Origin of the sequence: Flavobacterium sp. 103 (genome assembly GCF_003096795.1) — a bacterium.
Taxonomy (GTDB): Bacteria; Bacteroidota; Bacteroidia; order Flavobacteriales; family Flavobacteriaceae; genus Flavobacterium.
This window is the reverse complement of record NZ_QENX01000001.1, coordinates 1,567,281-1,592,085: the sequence shown is the minus strand read 5'-3', so window position 1 is coordinate 1,592,085 and position 24,805 is coordinate 1,567,281. Positions and strand designations below refer to the sequence as shown.

Here is a 24,805-nt window from a genome sequence, read left to right as displayed (position 1 = left end):
ATTAAATCCTAGAACTTCCATATACCATACAACTGAATATAATTAAAGTTATTGTCAAAGTTGAGTACATAACGCGCTCCCAAGCTAGGACCAATTCTTGCAAAACCAGCTGTAAAATCGAATAATAGTCCCGATTTTAATTCGGCAAACGAATTTGAGGATGTAGTGGTTGAGTATTCCGTTCGTATGAGGAACTTGTCTGAAGTTCCTTCGTAGACATCGGTTTTGATGTTTTGTGTTTGCTGTTCGGATACATTCATATTGATTTGGAATCCTGCCCCGACGCCAAAATAAGTGGAGATGTTATATCGGAACAATACTGGAATTTCCCAGTTAATATTTTTGTTTTCAATGGATGTGGTGATTTTTTTTAAATTCACTGTGCCTGCACTTTGATCAACTTTTTCTGAGAAAGTGGTTGCTCCATCATAAGACGTAAAACTATTTAAAAATTCGGCTTGCCCATAATAGCGATACGATTTGAAAGGAGAAACAGTGGCGCCAACAAAATAACTTTTGGAATTGTCTAAATTGGAGTAAAAGTTATAACCCGCTTTGGCTCCAATAGATATACCGGGAGTGAATCGGGTAGTGGCATAATTGGTGATTATGGGTTCGTTTTTGTCAAAAATAATAGCCGTTCTGCTTTTGGTTTTTATTTTATGGAAATCCTCATTGAATTTCATCGAGTATTTTACAAATCCTTTGGTACTGTCTATTTCTTTTACATTTTTCTGGTTGCTTCCGGGCAAATAGATGTTTCTGAAAACGAAAAATATCTGGGTTTCTCTTTCAATAACGTCCAAACAACTGGTAGTTGCCACTTCGCCTTTGGGACAAATGGGACATTCGGGATACATGCTTTCAATTTTTAATGAAGTTTTGTCAAACATATCCGGAATATCAGTTTCGAGCTGAATTTTTCTGGCTGGACCTTCACCATTGTTTTGGAAGCTGGTTTTGAATTTTACTCTTTTGTAACGTACAAATCTGTAATTCATGAAACTTCCGTTGGAGCCCATTTTGTTGGGGTCGTGGGAAGTGACAATTTCCATTTCCAGATTTTTTATTTTATGGTTTTTAAAACTTCGGTTGGGGACATAAATACTTCGCATCGTTATGGTGGCACTGGTGTCTTTGATCATTTGAGGAGTGGTTTTGAAAGTATAAAAAACATTGCGGGTTTCTCCTGGATTGTGGTCGTCTATTTCTAAAATGGAAACAGCTGCATAACTGTTTTTTGCTGCTAATAAAGTCGAATCCAAGTCGGTTTCATTGGTTGTTTCTCTGTGTTTTTTGGCGTAAGCCAAAGTGTCATTCGAAGCCAAATAACGGTTTGAATTATCGATATCATCTGCCGAAACAACATTGTTTTCTTTTACGTTCCTTTCATTGGCATACGATCTTACTTCCTGTAAATCGAAATTGTTGTTTTTGAATTGCTTTTCATTGAAAAAAAGATAGAGTTTTCCATTAGTTACATAGTTTTCCAAATTTTCATAACTCACCACAACTTGTATTTCCTGTTCCGGGATGGGATCGCAGTTTTTGAAAATTGACAATCCATTTTGATCGGCAATCGATGCGATGTCTTTGTAGTTGGCGTCCTCAATATCATTGATTACTATTTTTTTCGGACGGGTAGCTGGTGGTTTTCCGTTGTCATAATTGTTGGTTACAGCCAGTCGTGCAGTATAAACTCCTTTGTTTTTATAGACATGTTTGGGTTCGGCTTCTTTACTGTAATGGCCATCGCCCAATTCCCACAAATAGGAGTAACTTGGTTTTGGAGCTCCCGCAATAGGAATTAATGGAGGTGTTTCGGGTTTGAAATTGACTAAATTTCCTTTTTGATCGTATCCTATATTTGCTCTTCGGGTAATGGTATCTTTTACTTTTACTTGTGCGTAAAAAGGGAATGCAATGATTAGAAAAAGTACTACTAGCGATTTGTTCATATTTGGTTATTTTGGTCAGTCATTATAGGTTTTGGAGCGTTCTAAAACGCGATTTAAATTCAAATTATTTTTTAAATGTAAAAAAAAGCGGTGAGCAAATCACCACTTTTTCTTCTTTATTTGAATTTGTAACTTATTGAATAGCATTGATTGCAGCTATTAATTGATCTTCGGTCCCTACAGTTGTTTCGGCTAATGTGAAAGTGTAAACATCATTTGCAGCTACCGTAACTGCTTTGATGGCGTATCTCCATTGTCCATTTTCTTCGGTGGCAAAAATTACGTGACAAGCCAACCCGATTGGAATTTGACCATAATGCTCGCTGAACAAACCTGCCGCAGTATAAGTATCTAATTTGGCAAGAGCGTTTTGACCTTCTCCATCATATGACAAATAGATGGCGCTATTGGTATTGTCATATCCTGTTGGTGCAGCAGCAAGAATTGTGGTTTTAGGTCTTGGGTCGCTGTAGAATTTATCAACATTGGTCCATCCAAAGTTTCCAAAAGACACATAATAGTTACCACCTTCTCCTTGTACTCCGCCTTTTCCACCGTTGGTGCCAGCAGCATCAGCAACGTTTCTCCAAACTAAGTTTTCGGGATCTTCTAAATTACCTGTCCAAAGTAGCATTCCTGTTTCAAGACCACCGGTTAAGCTTGCTGGGACAAGAAGGGTCATTGTGGCTAATGATTCAAGTGCTACTCCGTCTTGGGTTGCTTTGATGTAAAATTCTCCGCCAGAAATCAGTAAGTTTTTCTTTCCATCTGTCGTTAATCCCATGGTAGGTTTGTTGGCTACTAGCATGTGTCCTTTGTCAAATAATTCAACATATTCGATGTTGATAGCACCGGTCACTGCGACTCCATTTTTTCTAAGATAGTCTCTGTTGATTATTAATTTTACTCCTTTCGCTGAAGTTAGGGTTACTGATCCAGAAGCTTCGGTGATGGTGAATGTTTGTTTTAATTTGGTTAGTGCTTCGGTTCTTACGTCTTTCAATTCAGAGGCAGTCGGTGGAACATTTTGAATTTCATTGTTATCGGTAATGTTGTCGTTTGTACAGCTTACCATTGCGATTGTTCCTAAAAATAAAAATGCGATTGATTTTAAATTTCTGTTCATGATTTCTAAGTTTTTTAAATCTGTCTTGAAAATGTTCAAGAGGTTGTTTCAGATTCTGGTTGTTAATTATAGTTTCTTTTGTTTATATCAATTAAGGTTTGATATTGTTACCCTTGTTTCTGAAATTTCTTTTTAATTCTAATTTCATTCTTATATCAACTTTAGTTTTGATTTGTTACCCTTGTTTTTATTTTTTTTATCATCGAGTAATTAATGTCCATAGTTTATTGAAGAATGAGACTCCTATTTTTTTTAAATTTTCCATACTCTAAAAGGTTTAAAAAGTTCCAATTATTGATTTATACCGTTATATCAATTTGGTTTTATAATTGTTACCCCTGTTTTTGATTTTAGTATAAATATCTTGTTTTACGTGATGCGCGTAAGGGATAGACGGAAGCTACCGAAGTAGCCCAAATAGCCCGACCGCATTAGGAGAAGAGGCCGAATATGCGCAAAGTCGAGTAGGCCTCTTGTTATAATGGGGTTACGCCCAATGGTTTATTGGTATTTATAAAAGAGGTCGGGTAATGGTTTTCTCTCTTTTTTTAGTATTTTCGATGAAAAGTTTTTTTATGGCTCCAACGACTGTTCATCCCGATCAAATGTATATTGAAGGATTGGCGAATAATGATTCGACGATTATTCATGCTATTTACAAGAAGTTTGTGCCAAAAGTGGTTCATTATATAAAGAACAATTCTGGTGATGAAGATAGGGCGCAGGATGTGATTCAGGAAGTGATGATTTTACTCTTCAGTCAGGCCAAATCGGAACAGTTACGATTGACATGCCCATTTGATGCGTACTTTTTTTTGTTGTGCAAAAGAAAATGGCTCAATGAGTTGAAAAAACATTCGAATAAAGGGGTAACAATTAAAGACGATTTGACATCTATACATGAATCTGCTGATGAAATGGTTTTGCAGGCCGAGCATTTTGACGAGAAACAACAATTGTATGATATGATGTTTCAAAAACTCGGGGAGAAATGCCAAGAGTTGTTGAAGTTGAGTTTTACGCTTCCATCGATGGAGGAAGTGGCCGAAAAGCTAGCGGTAACATATGGTTATGTTCGAAAAAAAAAATCACTATGCATTGGTCAATTGACGCAATGGATTCAGGAAACCAATCGCTTTAAATCTATAAAAAACACCTAGCCATGAACGAAGAACACTTTTTGGAATTTGATGAATATCTTCAAGGCGAAATGACCGTTGAAGAGAAATTGGCTTTTGAACAACAATTAAAAGATCAGCCTGATTTGGCTATGGCTTTTGAAATCTATAAAGAATTGCATTTTCATTTGGAAAATAAGTTTGGTCAAGTTGATGAATTAAACGATTTCAAGAAGAATTTGAAAGGGATTTCTAAGGAACATTTTAGAAAGTCCAAACCTAAGGTGATAGCATTGAAACCATGGTATTATGCGGTGGTAGCATCGGTTGCGGTTTTGTTTGGATTGTTCTTTTTGAATCAGAATTCGAATCCAACGTTTGAAGATTACAATCAGCCTGAAATGGCTTTTTTTACAGAGAGAGGGGAGGCGAATGATAATTTGAAACTAGCTCAGGATGCTTTTAATGCGAAAAGATATAAAGCTGCAATTCCGCTTTTTGAAACTATTTTGAAAGCAGATAAAAGTGCCGAGATTCAGTATTTTTATGGAGTGGCACTACTGGAGGAGAATAGATTGCCAGAAGCCGAAGCGGTTTTTACAAGTTTGGAGAAAGGGAATTCCATTTATAAAAATAAGGCGATTTGGAGTTTGGCTTTGACTAAATTGAAGCAAAAAGATTATAAATCGTGCAAAGAGCTTTTGTTGACGATTCCTGAGGATTATGAAGGAAATGATCAGGTGGATGCGTTGCTGAATGATTTGGATTAATATTCTATAACGGTTTTTTCGCGAAGATTCGCAGAGGAAATTTAAACACAGATTTCACAGATTAGCACAGATTCGTTTGTGTAAACCTGTGAAATCTGTGTTTATTTTTTTTTGTATTGTACGGGTTGAATTTTTTGTGGAATTCCTTTTTTGGTAAAGCCCGTTTTTTCGAGTAATTTTGCGGCATTAAAATTTACACTTGGAAACAAAAACAATACTTACCGATACCCACACCCATTTATATTCAGAAGAATTTGATTTGGACAGAAGCGAAATGATGCAACGCGCCATTGATAATGGGGTTACACGCTTTTTTGTTCCTGCGATAGATTCTACCTGTACGCAAAGCATGTATGATTTGGAACGAGATTATCCCAATAATATATTCTTGATGATGGGTTTACATCCTACTTATGTAAAGGATAATTATCTGGAGGAATTGCAGCATGTTGAAACTGAATTGACTAAAAGAAAGTTCGCCGCTATTGGTGAAATAGGGATTGATTTGTATTGGGATAAAACACATTTGGCCGAACAGCAAATTGCGTTTAGAAAGCAAATTCAGTTAGCCAAACAATACAAGCTTCCTATAGTTATTCATTGTCGTGAGGCTTTTGATGAAATATTCGAAATTTTGGAAGAGGAGAAATCACCTGAATTGTTTGGAATTTTTCATTGCTTTTCGGGAACTTATGAGCAGGCCTTGCAGGCGATATCGTATAATATGAAATTAGGAATAGGCGGGGTTGTTACATTTAAAAATGGAAAAATAGATCAATTTTTGAATAAAATCGATTTAAAACATATTGTTTTGGAAACTGATTCCCCATATTTGGCTCCAATTCCTTATCGCGGCAAACGCAACGAAAGCAGCTATTTAATAAATGTTGTCGATAAATTGGCCCAAATATATGGCCTTTCGGCAAATGAGATAGCGGCCGTAACAACCGATAATTCTGCAAAAATATTCGGTATTTAATATCGATTTTCTGTAACTTTAATATTTTTTTTGTTCTTTTGTCCAACTAAATTGAAAACTAACAATGAATAAATTTGATGCGATTCGGTCTTTTTATGATTCCGAAATAAACGAAGGAATAATAAAAGTTATTGATCATCCGATGATGAAAGCTTTAATGAACTTTTGTTTTCCAGGAGTAGAAGATGAAATTTGGAAAGAACAGCTTCGCAAAACTCATTCAATTCGTGATTTTCAATGCAACTTTATTTATTATGGAGTGCAACAGGTGTTGGAGAAAAGCTCGGAGGGCTTAACCACATCTGGTTTTGAAAAGTTAGAAAAGAACACTGCTTATCTTTTTATCTCGAATCATAGAGATATCGTTTTAGACACAACTCTGTTAAACTCTTCTTTGTTTGAACATGGTTTGGATATGACTTCGTCGGCTATTGGTGATAATTTGGTGAAAAAATCTTTTTTAAAAACATTAGCAAAACTAAACAGGAACTTTTTGGTTCTGCGTGGATTATCACCAAGAGAATTACTGGTGAGTTCCAAATTGCTGTCTGAATATATGGCTCAGTTGTTGTTACACGAAAATCGTTCGGTTTGGATTGCGCAACGCGAAGGAAGAACCAAAGATGGAAATGACGAAACCAATCCTGGGGTTTTGAAAATGATTGCCATGGGATCTGACGAACCTAATATAATGGATTATTTTAAGAAAATTAAAATTGTTCCTGTTTCTATTTCATACGAATATGACCCAACAGATGCTTTAAAAATGCCACAGTTATTGGCAGAAGCAAACAATGAAATTTACAAGAAAGAGAAAAACGAAGATTTCAAGACTTTGTTGAGTGGAATCATCGGGCAAAAGAAAAGAATTCACATACATATAGGTGATGTTCTGGATACTGAAATCGATGAAATTATCAAAAATGTAGATACTACCAACAAGCAAGTTCAAGCATTGGCTCAAGTAATTGACGATTCCATTTTGAGCAATTACAAATTGTGGACAACCAATTTTATCGCTTACGATATTTTGAACTGCTCGAATCGATTTTCCCATTTATATACCGAAAACGAAAAATTGCTTTTTGAGCGACGTTTGGAGATGAGAATTGATCACGAACATCCAGTTGCCAAACAAGGGTTTTTGGACATGTATGCAAATCCAGTTGTCAATAAATTGAAATATGTTGATGAAATCTAAACCTAAAATTCTTTTAATCTATACCGGCGGGACGATTGGTATGAGAAAGGATTTTGAGACAGGGGCTCTTAAGGCTTTCAATTTTAGTAAACTCCTTCATAATATTCCCGAATTAAAATTACTGGATTGCGAGATAGATACTTTTTCGTTTGAAAATCCTATCGATTCGTCCAATATGAATCCTGAGCATTGGGCCGAAATTGCTCGTACTATAGAGAATAATTACGACAATTTTGATGGTTTTGTGGTGCTTCATGGTTCGGATACTATGTCGTATTCGGCTTCGGCATTGAGTTTTATGCTCGAAAATCTTTCAAAACCTATCATCTTTACGGGCTCTCAGCTGCCTATTGGGGATTTAAGGACGGATGCTAAAGAAAATTTAATTACTGCGATTCAAATTGCATCTATACAAGAAAATGGTAAACCGCTAATCAAGGAAGTTTGTCTTTATTTTGAATACAAATTATACCGTGGCAACAGAACTACCAAGATAAATGCAGAACATTTTCGTGCGTTTGTTTCTCCCAATTACCCTTTTTTGGTAGAGTCTGGAGTACATTTAAAAATAAATTCAGAATTATTTTTACCTTCAAATGATGGAACTTCTTTGAAAGTTCATACACATTTGGACAATAATGTGGCAATTATCAAAATGTTTCCGGGAATAAGTGAAACCGTACTGTCTGCGATTTTAAATATTGACAGTTTGAAAGGGATTGTGCTCGAAACTTACGGCGCAGGAAATGCACCTACGGAAGATTGGTTTCTGTCGCTTTTGCAAAATGCAATAAATAGGGGTTTGCATATTGTAAATGTTACCCAATGTTCGATAGGCAGTGTGAGTATGGGGCATTATGAAACAAGTACCACTATGAAAAAACTGGGAATTATCTCTGGAAAAGATATTACTACTGAAGCTGCAATTACCAAATTAATGTATTTATTGGGGCAAAATATAGCTTCGTCAGACTTCAAAAATGTATTCGAAACGTCGTTAAGGGGAGAAATGCAATAATATTGATTTTTTACTTTCAAAATTCATTTTTTTTAATGTTCTTTGCACACCAAAATAATAGAGAGGTGTCCGAGTGGTTGAAGGAGCTAGCCTGGAAAGCTAGTATATGGGTAACTGTATCGAGGGTTCGAATCCCTTCCTCTCTGCTGAAAAAAAGCGTTGTGTCAAATCTGACTCAACGCTTTTTTAGTTTATGATGTTTTATGCTAAATATCTTTTAGCAAAGGATAAACCTTTTTGAATTTCTCAAATGCTTTTTCATAAATCAATCTGTGATTTGGGTTGGGGTAAAAAATCGTTTCAATTTTATTTTCTAATGATTTTGTATTTCCAGTAGCTTTAAATCCAATTAAAACAGCTCCCCAGGCTGCTCCTTCAATGGTTTCGGAAACAACAACGTTCATTTGAAAAATATCGGCCACCATTTGCAGCCATAACTCACTTTTGCCAAAACCGCCGCTGACCATTACGGTAGTTTCTTTTCTTATTTTGGAATCTGGAAGTAAAATTTCGACAACACTAAACAATCCAAAAAGAATGCCTTCGAGAGTAGCTCTTATAAAATGGGCTTTATGATGGGTGATTTTAATACCTAATAAAGTTCCTTGTGCCTCGGCATCCCAAATTGGTGCTCTTTCTCCAAGTAAATAGGGAACAAAAAGCAAACCATCAGAACCTGCGGGAATTTGTTTTGCTTGTTCTAAAAGGGTTTCGTACGATTCATTTGTTTTTAAAAGGGATTCTTTAAGCCATTGTAAAATGATTGCGCCATTATTTACGGCACCCAATTTTAAGTATTGATTGTCCATTAAATGATAACATTGTGTCCGCATTTCAGCATCAATGTAAGGTTGTTTAATGGGAATTCGAACAGCTCCACTAGTTCCGATAGATAGGGCAATTCGATTTTTTTCCATTGAACCAGTTCCTAGATTCGCCAATGGGCCATCTCCGCCGCCTAGAATGTATAAAAAGTCATCTTTAATTCCTTTGGATTTGTGCGTTGGTGACACAATTTTCGAAAGTTGATTTTCTTTTATATTTAAATAATTAAGAATAGTTTCATCCCATTGCAAAGTGTGGATGTTCATTATTCCAGTACCCGATGCCATCGAGGAATCGGTAACATATTCTCCCGTGAGCTGATGCCAAATATATTCTTTGAGGCTAATGAATTTAAAAGCATTGCTGAATAAATCGGGTTCATTTTCTTTGAACCAAGCCAATTTTGTCATTGGAGAAAAAGGATGGATGGGAATGCCCGTTTTTTGATAAAAAATAGATCCAAATTCAGATTTTTTTAATGCTGTAGCAATTGAAGCGGCTCTATTGTCTGCCCAAAGTAATGCATCGCTTATCGGGTTACCATCCTCATTTATGATAAGGATACTTTGCATCGCCGCACTAAAACTGATGAATTCAGGTTTTGTGTTTTTTGTGATTTCTTTAATGCAGACTAAAACGGAATCTAAAATTTCATTTGGCTTTTGAGTGCTCCAATTTTCCTTAGGATGATACATTGGATATTCTTTGGTGATTTGATGCAATACGTTTCCGTTTGCGTCAAAACAAATTGCTTTTGTAGCCGTTGTGCCAATGTCGATTCCTATGTATGTTTTTTCCATGTTTTAAGCAGTCACAAATTGATTTAGAATTAAAACACCAATCAATCCCATAATCCCAATAAGCGTTTCCATTACAGTCCATGTTTTAAAAGTGTCTTTTAGGCTGATGCCAAAATATTCTTTGAACATCCAAAAACCGGTATCATTGACATGGGAACACATCAGACTTCCAGCTCCAATAGAAAGCACCATCAATTCTGGACTGATGCCTGAACTCGCCACCAAAGGTTGAACTATTCCTGCAGCGGTTAATCCTGCCACTGTAGCCGAGCCTATTGCTACTCGAATAATTGTGGCAATTAACCATCCTAGGATTAAGGGTGAAAGTGTAGATTTTTCGAAAAACACGGCTAAATCTGTTCCAATGCCACTATCAATAAGAACTTGTTTGAAAGCACCTCCTGATGCAATAATTAAAATAATCATAGTTACCGATGCAAGTGCTGTACTTGATTTGTCCATGATATCTTGCATTTTTTGACCTCTCTTTATCCCTAAAAATACAAATACAAACAGAACGGCAATTAGTAGGGCTATTGTTGGGTTTCCGATATATCCGAGAATGATTCGGATAGAATTGGTTTCGGATAATGTCAATTCTGTTATGGTTGCCAAAGCCATTAGTAAAATTGGAATCAAAGCGGAAACGATGCTTATGGTAAAAGAAGGAAGTTCGGATTCTTCGAAAGTTTTGCTTTCGAATAAACCCTTTGGTGGATTGGCACTGATTTTTTTAATAAATTCTGGAAATATAATTCCAGCTATGAGTAAAGCTGGGAGTGCTACAATCAATCCATAAAGCAAGGTTTTGCCAATATTGGCTTTGAAAATTACGGCAATGGCAGTTGGTCCAGGGTGCGGAGGTAAAAAGCCATGAGTGATAGACAGTGCGGATGCCATAGCAATACCTAAATAGGTAAGAGGTTGTTTGCTATTTGTGCTGACGGCAAAAACCATTGGAATCAAAATGATAAAACCAGCATTGTAAAACATAGAAATGCCAACGGCAAACCCTGTTAAGACCATTGCCCATTTAATGTGTTTTGCGCCAAATAACTTAGTCATTACGGAACTTATCTGTTGTGCCGCTCCACTAGTTGATAATAAATTACCAAGAATTACTCCAAAGGCCAGAATTAAAATTAAAGAGCCGAGTGTACTGCCAATCCCTTGTTGCAATGAGTTTATGATTTCGGGGAAAGACATTCCTTTTGTAATTCCAACAAAAAGAGAGGTAATGATTAATGCTATAAAGGCATTGAGCTTGATTACGGAAATCAGAACCAGTAACAATACAATGCTTATAATTAAAATCAATATTGACATATGTTTCTTTTAGATTAAAATTCAAATGAAATAATTCGATACAATTTTATTCGTTTTTCTCTACAGCATGACCTCCGAACTCGTTACGAAGTGCAGCCACTACTTTTCCGGAAAAAGTATCCTGCATTTGAGAACGGTATCGCATCATTATCGAAAGCGCAATTACGGGAGTTGGAACACCTAAGTCTAAAGCAGTTTCTAATGTCCATTTCCCTTCACCGGAAGAATGCATAATGCCTTTTATACCGTCTAGTTTTGGGTCTTTGGAAAAAGCACTTTCGGTAAGTTCCATAAGCCAACTGCGAACAACTGAACCGTGATTGAAAAGTTTGGCTGTTTTTTCAAAATTAATGTCGTACTCAGAGTGTTCAAATACTTCAAACCCTTCAGCTATGGATTGCATCATACCATATTCTATTCCGTTATGAACCATTTTTGTAAAATGTCCGCTGCCCGCCTCTCCAGTATAGAGCCAACCATCGGTTACTGAAATTGCTTGAAAAACATTGGAAACATAATCAAAAACAGCTGCGTCTCCACCAATCATGGTACAAGCGCCATTTAAAGCTCCCGAGGTACCACCTGAAGTCCCGCAATCCAGAAAGTCAAAACCAAGTTCTTTGAGTTGTGTGTGTCTTCTTTTTGAATCTTTGTAATTAGAGTTTCCTCCGTCAATGATAATGTCATTTTTATTTAAAAAAGGGAGGAGGGAAGTGATTACTTCATCGACAATTTCTCCTGCAGGAACCATTAGCCAGATTACTTTTCGATTTTTTAATTGCTCGCATAGTGCTTCAACGGTAGCCGCAGTTTGGATTCCTTCTTTTGCAATATTCTTGACGAAATCTGTATTCACATCATGGGCAATAACTTCATATTTATTTCGATTTAGATTTAAAGCCAAATTAAATCCCATTTTCCCAAGTCCTATAATTCCTATTTGCATTTTTATCTATTTTTAAAGTGCTGTGTATGTTTGTTTTGGATCGCTTATGCGTGTAAATAGTAAAAATATGTGTTTTAATTAATAAGTAATACTTTTTTCTGGTATTTTGAATGATTTTTATTCGATTATCTCTGTCGAAGTTTAATTTATATTTAAAAGTGTTATCAAACTCCCAAAATCTTATATTTGTAAAGGCAATTGGTTTTAGTAAACTTTGAATGCTGTAACTCTCAATTTAATTCTCAAAATAATGATGCGATTATTTCTTGGCTGTTTTCTTTTTTTATCATTTTTCAGAGGGTATTCTCAAGAGGATACGTTTTCAATTGATACTTTGCACGTCAAGATTGATAGTCTTTATAGAGAGGATCAGTTTTATGCCGGACTTAACTACAATTCGATTTTAAAGAAACCTTCAGGAGTGTCCCAGCAAAAAATATCTTTTGGCTTTTCGGCTGGATTTCTTAGGGATATGCCAATAAACAAAAGCAGGACTTTAGCAATAGCGCCTGGAATAGGTTTTTCGTTTAACAACTATCTTCAAAATATGGCTATTACAGGAACTAACCAAAATCCTGTTTATAGTGTAATACCATCTACTGTAAACTATGATAAAAGCAGGTTCGAACAACTGCGCGTGGAAATCCCAATTGAGTTTAGGTGGCGTAATTCAACTCCTGTAGAGTTTCAGTTTTTTAGAATTTATGGAGGTGTTAAAGTCAGTTATTTACTGGCAGATAAATCAGTGTATGATGATGGCACTGATAAAATTGTCATTAAAAACAATAAAGATTTTGAAGACTTTCTTTATGGGGTGTATCTTTCAGTGGGGTACAGTGCTTTTAATCTGCAAGTGTATTACAACATAAACTCCTTTTTTAAATCTTCAGCTCAAATAGATTCTGTGCCCATCACCATGAATGCTTTGAGTATTGGTGTTGTATTTTATATTTTATAGCCATAAAAAAAGAAACAGCAACTGCGGAATACTGCCCAAAAGTAATCCTATTATCAATTCCTTTGGCGTATGCGCTTGCATAACCAAACGTGAAGAAGCAACAAAACCATTCATTAGCAGAAGAAAAGGGACTAAGTATATATTTCCCATTTGTAGATGAATATTCAACCCGAAAACAAAAACCGTTAAAGCTGAAATAGCGAGCATATGCAAACTTGCTTTGGTTTTGGTATATAATAATCCAAGTGCGAATAAAGTGCTAAACAAAGCGCCTAAGAAGAAAAAATGCAATTCGTGGTAATATTCTAATGAGATGGTTTTTCTTAGCAATAAAATGATTATAAAGCTTTGAAATATTAACGGTATTTTGCGTTGTTCCATATCGGCAATCATTATGGAATCTACTCTGTTTGTATATCGCAATAAATAATACAGTGCCATCGGAGTGACAATGGTTATGATTGAAATTTGCAGAAAAAACGAGCTAACCTGTTCTATCTTGTAATCTGCAATATGGAATAAAAAATAGAAAAAGCAAGCTTGTATCGGTGTGAAAAGCGGATGGAATATATACGAAAATATGGGGAGTATCTTTTTCAATTTCAAAAAGAGATTTGAGGGATGTTAAGGTTGAGAAATGGTGCTTATAATTTTTTTCTCATACGGGCAACTGGAATTTCCAGCTGTTCGCGGTATTTTGCAATTGTTCTTCGGGCGATTGGATATCCTTTTTCTTTGAGAATTTCAGCCAAAAGATCATCAGGAAGCGGATTTTTTTTATCTTCTTCTTCGATGGTATTTTGAAGAATTCTTTTGATTTCAATTGTGGATACTTCTTCCCCCTGATCATTTTTCATCGCTTCCGAAAAGAATTCTTTTATCAGTTTTGTGCCATAAGGAGTCTCTACATATTTACTGTTGGCCACTCTGGAAACTGTAGATATGTCTAGTCCAACCATATCGGCAATGTCTTTTAAAATCATCGGTTTCAATCGCGTTTCGTCACCATCAAGAAGATAATCTTTTTGATAGTGCATAATGGCGTTCATCGTTACGTACAAAGTGTCTTGGCGCTGTTTGATGGCGTCTATAAACCATTTGGCCGAATCCAGTTTTTGTTTGATAAACTGTACAGCATCTTTTTGCGAATGCGATTTGTCTTTAGATTCTTTATAGGTCTGCATCATTTCCTGATAATCTTTGGAAACGTGCAGGGAAGGTGCATTTCTGCCATTTAATGTGAGTTCTAATTCTCCATCAACGATACGAATAGTGAAATCAGGAACTACGTTTTCGGTGATTTTGTTGTTTCCGGAAAAAGAGCCTCCGGGTTTTGGATTAAGCCTTTCGATTTCATGGATAGCATTTCTAAGCTGTTCATTGGAGATATTGAATTTCTGAATCAGTTTGTCATAATGCTTTCTCACGAAAGAATCAAATTGCTGTTCAATTATAGCCGTGGCCAAATCAACGGATTCCGTAGGGGTTTTATGTTTTAATTGCAGTAACAGACATTCCTGTAAATCACGTGCTCCAACGCCTGTTGGTTCGAGTTCGTGAATGATATGCAATATAGCTTCAACTTGTTTTTCAGTGGTGTAAAGTCCTTGAGTGAATGCCATATCATCGACCAAGTCTGAGACGGTTCTTCTGATATATCCCATATCGTCAATACTTCCCACCAAAAACTCGGCAATATCACGTTCTTCATCATTGAGGATGAAGGTGTTTAGTTGATTGATGAGGTCTTGATGAAAACTTATCGTTGCGGCAAATGGCGTTTCTTTGGTTTCGTCGTCTTCACTGTAATTGTTGGCCTGCGTTTTGTAATCAGGAGTGTCATCGCTGTTTAGGTATTCGTCTATGTTAATGTCTTCGGCTTCGACTCTGTCTGCTTCCGAATCATCATAGTCGTCATATTGTTCTGTATCGAATTCGTCTTTTTCATAATTATCCTCCTCTTTCCCAGATTCAAGAGCAGGATTCTCATTCATTTCTTCCAACAATCTTTGTTCAAATGCTTGCGTAGGCAACTGAATTAACTTCATCAACTGGATTTGTTGTGGAGATAATTTCTGTGATATTTTTAAATTTAAAAATTGCTTTAGCATAAAAAAAGTTGCTGAGTTACTGAGTGACTAAGTCGCTGAGAAACATTTGTTGATGAATTATATTTATTTACTATATAAAGAAAACTTAGAATCTTAGTGCCTCAGCAACTTAGAATCTTTTTTTTAAAATTCAGCATTTTGTGGCGTTCTTGGGAAAGGAATTACGTCACGTATGTTAGTCATTCCCGTTACAAAAAGCACCAATCTTTCGAATCCAAGTCCAAAACCAGAGTGAACTGCAGAACCGAATCTTCTGGTATCCAAGTACCACCATAATTCTTCTTCGTCGATTCCTAAGGCTTTCATTTTTTCAACCAAAACATCAAAACGCTCTTCTCTTTGAGAACCTCCCACGATTTCTCCAATTCCAGGAAAGAGGATGTCCATTGCACGAACTGTTTTTCCATCTTCGTTCAAACGCATGTAGAAAGCTTTGATATTTGCAGGATAATCAAACAAGATTACCGGACATTTAAAGTGTTTCTCCACCAAATAACGCTCGTGTTCCGACTGTAAATCCGCCCCCCATTCGTTGATGATATATTGAAATTTTTTCTTTTTGTTTGGAGTGGAATCTCTTAGGATATCAACTGCTTCGGTGTAGGAAACGCGTTTGAAATCGTTATTCATAACAAAACCTAATTTTTCCAACAAAGGCATTTCGCTTCTCTCAGTCTGTGGTTTTGATTTTTCTTCTTCGATCAAACGACCTTCCAAGAATTTCAAATCATCACCGCAATTGTCAACCGCATATTTCACTACGTATTTGATGAAATCTTCGGCAAGATCCATATTGTCATTCAAATCATTGAAAGCTACTTCAGGCTCAATCATCCAAAATTCAGCCAAATGGCGAGAAGTATTAGAATTTTCGGCTCTAAAAGTTGGTCCAAAAGTATAAATCTGTCCCAAAGCCATTGCGAAAGTCTCGCCTTCCAATTGTCCCGAAACCGTTAAATTCGTGTGTTTTCCGAAGAAATCTTTTTTATAGTCAATGTTGCCTTCTTCTGTTTTTGGTAAATTGTCCAATGGCAATGAAGTCACTTGGAACATTTCGCCAGCACCTTCTGCATCGGCTCCTGTAACAATTGGCGTGTTTACATATACAAAGCCTTTTTGCTGAAAATAGCTGTGTACTGCAAAAGATAAAACCGAACGCACACGCATAATCGCTCCAAAAGCATTTGTACGCACGCGCAAATGTGCATTTTCGCGCAAGAATTCCAATGAATGTTTCTTAGGTTGCATTGGGAATTTCTCGGCATCCGAATCTCCAAGAATTTCCAGTTTATTTACTTGAATCTCATATTTTTGTCCCGCACCTTTGCTTTCTACCAAATTTCCGGTAACCGATACTGCGGCTCCAGTTGTAATTCTCTTCAAAGTTTCGTCTGGAGTATTCTCAAAATCGACAACACACTGTATGTTATTGATGGTTGAACCATCGTTTAAAGCAATAAACTGATTGTTTCTAAAAGTTCTAACCCAACCTTTTGCATTAATTTCCTGTAACGTCGTTGTACTGTTTAGTAAGTCTTTAACTTTTGTATGTCTCATTTTGATTTTTGATTTTAATTTTAGATCAAAACAAAAAATGGTGTTTTAATCTAAATGCAAATATAAATCATTTGTTTGTAATTGTCATTGTGAGATATAGTGTAATAAGGAGTAATTTTTAGCGATTCTCCATATCTTTTATTTTTTAGGAAAAAGTTTCATGTTGCCTGGAGAAGAGCCGATGGCGAGGATAAATGTTTGGTTTAATTTAAATTTGTATTTGAACTAAAATATTTTCTGAAGTCTAAGTGTTTGTGTTTATGGCTTTGATACATAGGGATATGACATTTTTTCAACCCAATTCTGAAAATATGTCATTTTTTTCTAATGGCATATTTTTTGTTTTTAGGTATATAACTTGCGCAAGTTTAGAATAAATAGAATATTTGTTTAACAATTTTAAAAGTAAAACAGTTATGAATCTTATTAAAAGAAATGTAGGTCAAGCGCCAGCTTTACATCGTTTGTTCTTTGATGATATCTTTGGCCGTGATTTTTTCAATTGGGAAAATAATAATTATTCAACAACAAGTACCACACTGCCTTCTGTTAACATCAAAGAGACTTCCGACAATTATGAAGTTGAAGTTGCCGCTCCGGGTATGGATAAAAATGATTTCAAGATTACACTTGATGGGAACCAATTGACTATCTCTTCGGTGAAAGAAAATGAGCAAACAACAGGGAACGAAAATTATAGCCGTAGAGAATTTAGTTACCAATCATTCCAGAGAAGTTTTGAATTGCCTAAAAACGTAGTGGATGAGGATAAAATAATAGCTCGTTATGAAAATGGACTTTTATTATTGTCCATTCCAAAACGTGAAGAGGCCAAACCAAGACCTCCACGAATGATCGAAATTTTATAAATTCTAATTAATTATCTTTTTTGGAAGCTGCCGTCTTTAGGCAGCTTTCTTCATTATAAAAAACACGAAGATGTTGTCACAATTATTCTCCGGGATAGCTGTGCTGTCCTTTATGGTTTTATTATTGATATTGCTTTTGCGACGATTAAAGCAACCCTATTTTATTGCTTATATAATTGCCGGTTTGTTATTAGGACCTCAAGTATTTAACGTTATTTATGAACCCGAAGTAATTTCAGAATTGGGACAAATTGGGATTGTGCTTCTAATGTTCTCCATTGGCAATGAAATCGATCTTCATTATCTATCGCATAATTTTTACAAGCCTCTTTTAATCGCACTGGTACAAATTGTACTTAGTTTTATTTGCATGTATATTGTTGGTTCATATTTGGAGTGGAAAATGGCAACTATAATTTTGATAGCTTTTATAATAAGTTTGAGTAGTTCTGCGATTGTGTTCCAATATTTGGCAAAGACGGGTGAGATTAAAAGTCAGCTCGGAATTATTACCTGTGGCGTTTTACTAATGCAGGATATACTTGTGGTTCCCATGATATTGACTCTGAATTTTATGTCAGGAAATAATATTTCAGCTGTAGAATTGACAAAAGTTTGCGTAGGAGGACTATTGATTATTCTGTTTATGAAAGCGGCTATCAGTAAAAAGCTTTTCTCAATCCCCATGCGAAGAGAAATTATTGCCGATCATGAATTGCAGGTTTTCATTGGTTTCAGCATCTGTTTTGGTATGGCATGGATTAGTGAATGGTTTGGACTGTCTCCTGCCTTTGGAGCTTTTATCGCTGGTGTTCTAATTGGACACGACAAGGCGACACATTGGCTAGGTAAATCCCTGATTCCTTTCAGAGTGTTTTTTATGGCTTTCTTCTTTCTTGCAGTAGGTGTTCAGCTTGATATCAAGTTTTTTATTGAAAATATTGGAACTATAATATGGATTTCAGTTGCTGTGCTTTTTATAAATAGCCTGATCAATGCCATACTTTTTAAACTTACAAAAAACTCATGGCGTGATAGTTTGTATGGAGGAGCACTTTTATCACAAATTGGAGAATTTAGTTTTGTTTTGATGACCTTGGCATCTTCTTTGCAACTTGTGGGAATTTATACTTATCAAATAACCTTGGCTGTTACCACTCTTACAATGTTTCTTAACACATTTTGGCTTATGATAATCCAGGAATTAATTTATAAACTGCCGGATTACAAAGAAAAATCTTTTTAGTATTGAATTTGAACTATAAGATCAAAAGGGATTTTGGAAGTCATATTCATAATAAAACAACTGGCTGTTTTTATTATGAATATGCTTTTTGAAATAAAAATATTCCTGATTAATGTGTTTGCTCTAATTCTTCTTTTTTAGTTCTTTTCTTTTCAAATGTCAATACCAAAGCCGGTAAAACCAATAAATTGGCAAACATAGCAAACATCAAGGTGCATGAAATCAATCCTCCAAGTGCTATCGTACCACTAAAACTAGACAATGTGAATGTGGCAAATCCCACAATTAATACAATTGAAGTGTAGAAAGTACTGATACCGGTTTCTCTCAAGGCACTAAATACTGATTTTTTAATTTTACCATTATAGAGATTCAAATCATGGCGGTATTTGGCCATAAACTGAATCGCATTATCAACCGAAATACCAAATGCAATACTAAATACCAATATCGTCGAAGGTTTCAGCGGTATTCCAAAATACCCCATCAGCCCAGATGTGATGCAAAGTGGTAACACATTTGTAATCACCGATGCCATAACCATTTTGGCAGAACGGAATAAATAAGCCATCAATCCGGCAATAAGGAAAATAGCAAAAATAAGCGATTCGATAAGGTTGTCAATTAGGTAAGAAGTTCCTTTTTGGAAAACCAAAGCTTTCCCAGTAAGGGTAACTTCATAGCGATCTTTTGGGAATACTTTGTCTATTTTGGTTTTTAGTTTCTTTTCGACTCTGGCCATTTCCTGAGTTCCAATGTCTTTCATGAAAGTGGTGATTCGGGCATATCGTCCAGTCGAATCCACATAGCTTTTCATCAGGTTGGTCTTGGTGTCTTTGGTGGCATTTTTGGCATACGACAATATAAAAGCCTGCTCTTGTGAAGTAGGTAATTCATAATATTCTGGCTTGCCATTGTAATAGGCTTGTTTAGAATATTTGACCAAATTGACAACAGAAACCGGTTTTGATAATTCTGGAATCTCCGCAATTGTTTTTTGCAATTCATCCATCTTTTTCATTGTAGATAATTTCATTACCCCTTTTTTGTGTTTGGTGTCCACCATGATTTCTAACGGCATTACACCATTGAACTCTTTTTCAAAAAAAATAATGTCTTTGAAAAATGAAGCTGTTTTTGGCATTTCGCCTATCAAACTTCCCGAAACTTTCATTTGGGAAACCCCAATTACACTAAAAACCAGTAGTAATCCGTAAATAATATAGATCATTTTGCGGTTGTTTTTTACGACGCTTTCAACCCAGTTTAATAGGGCAGATATATAGGTTTTGCTTAGATGTTTTAAATGTTTTTCTTTGGGAACATCCATAAAGCTGTACACAATTGGCACAATTACCAAGGTGAGCAAGTACACCGTAATCACATTTATAGAGGTTACTAAACCAAATTCGAACAACAAATCATTTCCGGTAATCATAAAAGTGGCAAAACCAGCTGCTGTTGTTAAGTTGGTCATTAAGGTGGAAACCCCGATTGTTGAAATTACACGTTGTAGAGCTTTGGCCTGATTTTGATGGGTTTTTATTTCCTGCTGGTATTTATTGATCAGGAAAATACAGTTTGTGATTCCAATTACAATAATTAACGGGGGAATGATAGCCGTAAGAATTGTGATTTTGTAATGAAACAAACCTAGTGTTCCAAAAGACCACATTACACCAATAATCAAAATACAGATAGAGATAAAAGTGGCTCTGTACGAACGGAAAAATAAAAAGAAAATTAAAGAAGTAATGAACAATGCAGCACCAATAAACAAACCAATTTCGCCTTTCATGTTTTCGGCATTTATGGTTCTGATGTAAGGCATACCGGAAACACGAAGGTCAATTCCGGTTGTTTTTTCAAACTTGTCAATTTTTGGAACTAAATTTTCCAAAATGAATGTCTTTCTCGAAGCCGTATTTACAATATTTTTCTTGATATAAACCGCAGAACGGATACTACCTGACTCTTTGTTGAACAATAAACCTTCATAAAACGGAAGATTATGAAACAATTCGAATTTTATTTTTTGAATGTATTCTGGATTCGCAGTTTGACTTTGGTCAATAAACGGAACCAATTTAAATTTCTGCGCAACAGTGTCTTTTTCAAGCGTTTTTAGGTCATTCAGAGAAACGACTAATTCCACTTCTTTAGAATTTTTCAAGCCAGTCATCAATTCATTCCAAGCGGCAAAAGCTTTGGGCGTGAAAAAAGCATCATCTTTAAAACCAATGACAATAAGGTTTCCTTCTTCCCCAAATTTATCTAGAAAGTCTTGATACTGTTTATTTACGATATGTTTTTTAGGAAGTAAATTAGCTTCAGTATAGGTCATCGCCAAATTTTTCCACTGAAAAGAAAGGAAAATAGTTATGGCAAGTATTGCAGCTAGTATGGTTATTCTGTTTTTAAGTACAATGCGGGCTATGTTCTGCCATAACCTATCAGTGAATTTCTTTTTCATATACGTTTTAAAATGCATGCAAATGTAAACAAAACAGTTAGAAATTACATGAAAGTCCTTCGATTTTCTGGTTATTGTATAGGTGTTTTTTTGACTTTATTTTTGTTTACAATAAGATAATTTGTGCATTATAAATTATATATTTGAAATTCTCATCTTAGCGCTTTTGTTAATGGGATAAAGAAGTCAAAAAAGGTATGAAAAAGTACAAGAATACATTATTTTATTTGGGAGTTACAGGTGGTTTTACTGCAGTAATGTATTGGATTATAAAAGAGGGCAAGCATCTTGAGGGAAATAAAATAATCATTCATCCAACGGCAAGCGTAAGTTCTTGGGATGATTTTCTCACTTCAATGATTCATAATGTACAGGACCCTTTGGCTATTTTATTGGCACAAATTATAATGATTATCCTTGTGGCTCGCCTTTTTGGCTGGTTTTTCAAAAAAATAGGGCAGCCTTCTGTAATAGGTGAAATTATTGCAGGAATTGCGCTTGGGCCATCTTTATTGGGCTTGTATTTTCCTGATTTTTTCCATGCACTTTTCCCAGCTAATTCCTTAGAGAATTTAAAATTTTTGAGCCAGATTGGTTTGATTCTCTTCATGTTCGTGATTGGGATGGAACTCGATATCAAAGTATTGAAAAACAGAGCTAAAGAAGCGGTTGTTATAAGTCATGCGAGTATCGTAATTCCATTTGCATTAGGAATCGGATTGGCCTATTTTGTTTACAACCGTTTTGCTCCGGAGGGAGTTAAGTTTCTTTCGTTCAGTTTGTTTATGGGGATTGCGATGAGTATTACCGCCTTTCCTGTTTTGGCACGAATTGTCCAGGAAAGAGGGATGCATAAAACCAAATTGGGAGCTATTGCAATCACCTGTGCCGCCGCCGATGATATAACGGCTTGGTGTCTATTGGCCGTTGTAATTGCCATTGTAAAAGCAGGAACTTTTGAAAGTTCAATGTACATCATTTCGTTGGCTGCTATTTATGTAGTCGTGATGATCTATCTGGTAAAACCTTTCTTGAAACGAATTGGAGATTTGTATGGGGCCAAAGACAGTTTGAGTAAACCCGTTGTTGCCATTTTCTTTTTGATATTGATTATTTCTTCCTATGCTACAGAATTAGTTGGAATTCACGCTTTGTTTGGTGCTTTTATGATGGGGGCCATCATGCCGGATGTCCCTAAGTTTAGAACTGTTTTTATTTCCAAAGTCGAAGATGTATCCGTAATATTATTATTGCCTTTGTTCTTTGTGTTTACCGGTTTGCGTACCGAAATAGGTTTGTTAAACGAGCCTTATTTATGGAAAGTAACTGGGTTTATCATTCTTGTTGCGGTTGTGGGTAAATTTTTCGGAAGTGCTTTGGCAGCCAAATTTGTTGGACAAAGTTGGAGAAATAGTCTTGTGATAGGAGCCTTGATGAATACAAGAGGTTTGATGGAATTAATTGTATTGAATATCGGACTAGCTCTTGGAGTTCTTACGACCGAAGTCTTTACGATGATGGTAATCATGGCCCTGGTAACCACTTTTATGACTGGACCTGCATTAGATTTAATCAATTACATTTTTAAAACCAGTGACATAATAGATCATGATGAAGAAGTAAATCACAGCAAGTATAGAATTTTAATTTCTTTTGGTAATAATGAAAAAGGAAAATCTTTGCTGCGTTTGGCTAATAGCTTGGTGAAAAAGCAAAAAGAAACCTGTTCAGTAACAGCATTGCATTTGTCCTTAAGTGATGAAATGCATACGTTCAACATGGAAGATAAAGAGAAAAGCAGCTTTAATCCGATAATGAAAGAAGCAGTTATTCTGAAACAAGAAATCACTACTATTTTCAAAGCGACAATTGATATTGAGACAGAAATAATAGATATAGCCAATCAAGGGGATTATGATTTATTATTGGTAGGACTTGGAAAATCCATATTTGAGGGTACTTTATTGGGCAAAGTAATTGGGTTTACTTCCCGAATTATTAATCCCGAAAGATTGTTGGATAAATTTACGGGCAAAGAAGGGTTGTTCGTAAATTCACCATTTGATGAAAGAACACGACAAATTGTTTTGAAAGTCAAAATGCCATTGGGAGTTTTGATTGACAAGGATTTAAAAGAAGTAAATCAGGTTTTTGTTCCTATTTACGGTTCTGAAGACTCTTTTTTAATTGACTATGCCCAAAAAATAATTTTCAATAATGATGCTACCGTTTCCTTTTTGGACATCAATGGTCATATGCAATCCAATTTTGTAATTGCAAGTGCTCTAGGTTCCTTAAAACAAAAATTTCCAGATAATGTAATTTTGGATAACGAATCTATTTTGACAGAGGAGTTTTTGATCAAACAAGATTTAATGATTGTGAGTTTGGAGAGTTGGAAAGACTTATTGGATACTCGTCCGGTTTGGTTAAGCGGTATGCCTTCGGTATTGATTATAAAGCCTTAATCATGAATTATTGGGGATGGACTCAAAAGTTTTTAAATTTCTCTTTGAGAACTGTGTTTTCATTTTTCAAGAATTCAAATCAATAACTAGATAGCTTATGTATAAAATTATTTACGCACCACTATTACTGTTAATTTTCACCCATTTCAGCTTCGCACAAACAAAAAAGCAAAATTTTACTTTAGAGCCTAAAACAATTGCAAGTTTCCCTTTTGATTCCATAATTTCTAAAAAAGAGAATGGACAAATAGTTATTAGAAGAGAGTACCAATATATAGATTCTTTGAATTTTTATGGATTTAATTACCAGTCTTTTGATAACTTAAGAATAAGAGGTTTTTTGATTGAGCCAAAAAAGAAAGGTATTTATCCCGTTTTAATTTATAACAGGGGAGGGAATGGAGATTTCGGAAAAATTCCTTTTCAGTATTTAGCACGTTTCCTGGGCAAGATAGCAAATAAGGGTTATGTTATAATTGGTTCTCAGTTAAGAGGAAATGCTGCTAGTGAAGGGTTTGACGAGTTTGGAGGAAAAGACGTAAATGATGTGTTAAGCCTTTTGGACATTATTGACCAACTACCTAATGTTGATAATAAAAGAATTGGAGTTTTTGGTTGGAGTCGAGGGGTAATGACTAACTTTTTGATGCTAAAAAAAACCAATCGAATCAAAACCAACATTGCTATTGCAGGCCAAGCTGATTTATTGGATAATAAAAGGCTTGATATGTTTGGAGTTTTTAGACAAAGAATACCAAATTATGCTAAAGATTCTATTGCAGCTTTAAAAACACGTTCTAGTTTATTGGCAATCGATTCTATCCAGAATAAACAGCTTACTAATTTTATTATTCAAGGAAATAAGGATGAAAGGGTGCCTATTGATAATGCTTTTAAATTTTATTCAAAATTAAATAGTTCGAGTTTTACAACACGATTACTAGTCTATGAAAATGAAAATCATAGCCTAGAAAGTGTGAGAGATAGTAATTTATTGGATGAAATAGAAGATTGGTTAAGAAGATATTTGTAATTAGTCTTAATGATATTCCTGTT

19 protein-coding genes and 1 tRNA gene are annotated in these 24,805 nt (G+C 35.4%); 11 read left to right on the top strand and 9 right to left on the bottom strand.

The features are described from left to right. Nucleotides 1-8: 8 nt before the first annotated feature. A complete protein-coding gene (locus tag C8C85_RS06545) occupies nucleotides 9-1,958 on the bottom strand; it encodes a PKD domain-containing protein (RefSeq protein ID WP_116796349.1) in 1,950 nt (649 codons plus the stop codon). A gap of 133 nt (nucleotides 1,959-2,091) precedes the next feature. Further along, on the bottom strand, nucleotides 2,092-3,084 hold the full coding sequence (locus tag C8C85_RS06540) for a hypothetical protein (protein ID WP_116796348.1): 993 nt from the start codon (nucleotides 3,082-3,084) through the stop codon (nucleotides 2,092-2,094). Nucleotides 3,085-3,659: 575 nt separating this feature from the next. Between C8C85_RS06540 and C8C85_RS06535 the strand changes: the two genes are divergently transcribed. The 6 genes from C8C85_RS06535 (at nucleotide 3,660) to C8C85_RS06510 (ending at nucleotide 8,316) form a co-directional block, all read left to right on the top strand. After that, nucleotides 3,660-4,244, top strand: a complete 585-nt coding sequence (locus C8C85_RS06535; protein WP_116798409.1) for an RNA polymerase sigma factor — start codon at nucleotides 3,660-3,662, stop codon at nucleotides 4,242-4,244. Between the two features lie 2 nt (nucleotides 4,245-4,246). Continuing rightward, a complete protein-coding gene (locus C8C85_RS06530; RefSeq protein ID WP_116796347.1) occupies nucleotides 4,247-4,972 on the top strand; it encodes a tetratricopeptide repeat protein in 726 nt (241 codons plus the stop codon). A 199-nt stretch (nucleotides 4,973-5,171) separates the two neighbouring features. Next, nucleotides 5,172-5,951: a TatD family hydrolase gene (locus C8C85_RS06525; protein WP_116796346.1), complete on the top strand. Its 780-nt coding sequence runs from the start codon at nucleotides 5,172-5,174 to the stop codon at nucleotides 5,949-5,951. A gap of 64 nt (nucleotides 5,952-6,015) precedes the next feature. Beyond that, the gene (locus C8C85_RS06520; RefSeq protein WP_116796345.1) at nucleotides 6,016-7,152 is read left to right on the top strand and encodes a 1-acyl-sn-glycerol-3-phosphate acyltransferase; all 1,137 of its coding nucleotides are present in this window, start codon (nucleotides 6,016-6,018) and stop codon (nucleotides 7,150-7,152) included. Further along, nucleotides 7,142-8,170 (top strand): asparaginase, encoded by a 1,029-nt coding sequence (locus C8C85_RS06515; protein WP_116798408.1) that lies wholly within the window; start codon nucleotides 7,142-7,144, stop codon nucleotides 8,168-8,170. The genes C8C85_RS06520 and C8C85_RS06515 overlap by 11 nt, the downstream gene beginning before the upstream one ends. Nucleotides 8,171-8,229: 59 nt before the next feature. Beyond that, a tRNA-Ser gene (locus C8C85_RS06510) sits at nucleotides 8,230-8,316 on the top strand. A gap of 60 nt (nucleotides 8,317-8,376) precedes the next feature. On the opposite strand, the gene C8C85_RS06505 is transcribed toward C8C85_RS06510, so the two are convergent. From C8C85_RS06505 to gnd, 3 genes are read right to left on the bottom strand one after another with little or no spacing between them, the layout of a single operon-like run. Next, a complete protein-coding gene (locus C8C85_RS06505; protein ID WP_116796344.1) occupies nucleotides 8,377-9,795 on the bottom strand; it encodes a gluconokinase in 1,419 nt (472 codons plus the stop codon). A gap of 3 nt (nucleotides 9,796-9,798) precedes the next feature. Further along, complete coding sequence (locus C8C85_RS06500) at nucleotides 9,799-11,121, bottom strand: gluconate:H+ symporter (RefSeq protein ID WP_116796343.1); 1,323 nt, start codon at nucleotides 11,119-11,121, stop codon at nucleotides 9,799-9,801. Nucleotides 11,122-11,167: 46 nt separating this feature from the next. Further along, entirely contained in the window at nucleotides 11,168-12,067 is a 900-nt protein-coding gene (gene gnd / locus C8C85_RS06495) for a phosphogluconate dehydrogenase (NAD(+)-dependent, decarboxylating) (protein WP_116796342.1), read from the bottom strand. Between the two features lie 250 nt (nucleotides 12,068-12,317). On the opposite strand from gnd, the gene C8C85_RS06490 reads away from it, so the two are divergent. After that, nucleotides 12,318-13,025 carry a porin family protein gene (locus C8C85_RS06490; protein ID WP_116796341.1) on the top strand — a complete coding sequence of 236 codons (708 nt, stop codon included), beginning with the start codon at nucleotides 12,318-12,320 and terminating at the stop codon, nucleotides 13,023-13,025. Here C8C85_RS06490 and C8C85_RS06485 read toward each other — a convergent pair. The 3 genes from C8C85_RS06485 to asnS all read right to left on the bottom strand — a co-directional run bounded on the left by C8C85_RS06485 (nucleotide 13,020) and on the right by asnS (nucleotide 16,693). Continuing rightward, complete coding sequence (locus C8C85_RS06485) at nucleotides 13,020-13,625, bottom strand: hypothetical protein (RefSeq protein WP_116796340.1); 606 nt, start codon at nucleotides 13,623-13,625, stop codon at nucleotides 13,020-13,022. The two genes, C8C85_RS06490 and C8C85_RS06485, sit on opposite strands and share 6 nt — an antisense overlap. Nucleotides 13,626-13,669: 44 nt before the next feature. After that, entirely contained in the window at nucleotides 13,670-15,136 is a 1,467-nt protein-coding gene (rpoN, locus tag C8C85_RS06480; protein ID WP_116796339.1) for an RNA polymerase factor sigma-54, read from the bottom strand. A gap of 123 nt (nucleotides 15,137-15,259) precedes the next feature. Further along, complete coding sequence (gene asnS / locus C8C85_RS06475) at nucleotides 15,260-16,693, bottom strand: asparagine--tRNA ligase (protein WP_116796338.1); 1,434 nt, start codon at nucleotides 16,691-16,693, stop codon at nucleotides 15,260-15,262. Between the two features lie 416 nt (nucleotides 16,694-17,109). On the opposite strand from asnS, the gene C8C85_RS06470 reads away from it, so the two are divergent. Both C8C85_RS06470 and C8C85_RS06465 read left to right on the top strand, forming a co-directional pair. After that, a complete protein-coding gene (locus C8C85_RS06470) occupies nucleotides 17,110-17,562 on the top strand; it encodes an Hsp20/alpha crystallin family protein (RefSeq protein WP_077378097.1) in 453 nt (150 codons plus the stop codon). A gap of 70 nt (nucleotides 17,563-17,632) precedes the next feature. Next, the gene (locus C8C85_RS06465; RefSeq protein ID WP_116796337.1) at nucleotides 17,633-18,808 is read left to right on the top strand and encodes a cation:proton antiporter; all 1,176 of its coding nucleotides are present in this window, start codon (nucleotides 17,633-17,635) and stop codon (nucleotides 18,806-18,808) included. Between the two features lie 109 nt (nucleotides 18,809-18,917). On the opposite strand, the gene C8C85_RS06460 is transcribed toward C8C85_RS06465, so the two are convergent. Further along, nucleotides 18,918-21,281 (bottom strand): efflux RND transporter permease subunit, encoded by a 2,364-nt coding sequence (locus tag C8C85_RS06460; protein ID WP_116796336.1) that lies wholly within the window; start codon nucleotides 21,279-21,281, stop codon nucleotides 18,918-18,920. Between the two features lie 197 nt (nucleotides 21,282-21,478). On the opposite strand from C8C85_RS06460, the gene C8C85_RS06455 reads away from it, so the two are divergent. Beyond that, on the top strand, nucleotides 21,479-23,749 hold the full coding sequence (locus C8C85_RS06455) for a cation:proton antiporter (RefSeq protein ID WP_116796335.1): 2,271 nt from the start codon (nucleotides 21,479-21,481) through the stop codon (nucleotides 23,747-23,749). Nucleotides 23,750-23,846: 97 nt separating this feature from the next. Next, on the top strand, nucleotides 23,847-24,782 hold the full coding sequence (locus C8C85_RS06450) for an alpha/beta hydrolase family protein (RefSeq protein ID WP_116796334.1): 936 nt from the start codon (nucleotides 23,847-23,849) through the stop codon (nucleotides 24,780-24,782). The last annotated feature ends 23 nt before the right edge of the window (nucleotides 24,783-24,805 follow it).